Genomic DNA, 1,429 nt, shown 5'->3' with positions numbered 1-1,429 from the left:
TGTCTCTGAGATCACATAGTGAACGCGAGCATAATATGGTCAAGTCCTCGGCCTATTAGTACCGGTCAGCTCCACGCATTACTACGCTTCCACTTCCGGCCTATCAACCCCATCGTCTATAGGGAGCCTTACCCACTCTCGTGGTGGGAGACCTCATCTTGAGGCGAGCTTCCCGCTTAGATGCTTTCAGCGGTTATCCCTACCGAACGTAGCCAACCAGCCGTGCTCCTGGCGGAACAACTGGCACACCAGAGGTTCGTCCGTCCCGGTCCTCTCGTACTAGGGACAGCCCCTCGCAAGTCTCCTGCGCGCGCAGCGGATAGGGACCGAACTGTCTCGCGACGTTCTAAACCCAGCTCGCGTACCGCTTTAATGGGCGAACAGCCCAACCCTTGGGACCTACTCCAGCCCCAGGATGCGACGAGCCGACATCGAGGTGCCAAACCATCCCGTCGATATGGACTCTTGGGGAAGATCAGCCTGTTATCCCCGGGGTACCTTTTAGCCGTTGAGCGACACCGCTTCCACACGCCGATGCCGGATCACTAGTCCCAGCTTTCGCTCCTGCTCGACCCGTCAGTCTCACAGTCAAGCTCCCTTGTGCACTTACACTCGACACCTGATTGCCAACCAGGCTGAGGGAACCTTTGGGCGCCTCCGTTACCTTTTAGGAGGCAACCGCCCCAGTTAAACTACCCACCAGACACTGTCCCCCACCCGGATTCACGGGCGCGGGTTAGACGTCCAAAACGACCAGAGTGGTATTTCACCAATGACTCCACCCCGACTAGCGTCGGAGCTTCCCAGTCTCCCACCTATCCTACACAAGACGCTCCAAACGCCAATGTCAAGCTGTAGTGAAGGTCCCGGGGTCTTTCCGTCCTGCTGCGCGAAACGAGCATCTTTACTCGTACTGCAATTTCACCGGGCCTGTGGTTGAGACAGCGGGGAAGTCGTTACGCCATTCGTGCAGGTCGGAACTTACCCGACAAGGAATTTCGCTACCTTAGGATGGTTATAGTTACCACCGCCGTTTACCGGCGCTTAAGTTCTCACCTTCGCCAACACAAAGCTGGCTAAGCGGTCCCCTTAACGTTCCGGCACCGGGCAGGCGTCAGTCCGTATACATCGTCTTACGACTTCGCACGGACCTGTGTTTTTAGTAAACAGTCGCTTCCCCCTGGCCACTGCGACCCCCACCAGCTCAAGAAGCAAGTTCCATCACCAGTAAAGGTCCCCCTTCTCCCGAAGTTACGGGGGCAATTTGCCGAGTTCCTTAACCACAGTTCACCCGACCGCCTTGGTATTCTCTACCTGACCACCTGAGTCGGTTTAGGGTACGGGCCGCCGCGACACTCACTAGAGGCTTTTCTCGGCAGCATAGGATCACCCACTTCGCCACAATCGGCTCGGCATCACACCTCAGGAT

1 rRNA gene is annotated in these 1,429 nt (G+C 57.0%); it reads right to left on the bottom strand.

The window, feature by feature from the left end:
• Positions 1–35: 35 nt before the first annotated feature.
• Positions 36–1,429, bottom strand: a 23S ribosomal RNA gene (locus HHX40_RS35455); the annotation flags it as partial.

It is taken from the genome of Microbispora sp. H10949 (genome assembly GCF_014161435.1).
Classification (GTDB): Bacteria; Actinomycetota; Actinomycetes; order Streptosporangiales; family Streptosporangiaceae; genus Microbispora; species Microbispora triticiradicis.
This window is presented reverse-complemented; position numbering and strand designations above follow the sequence as displayed.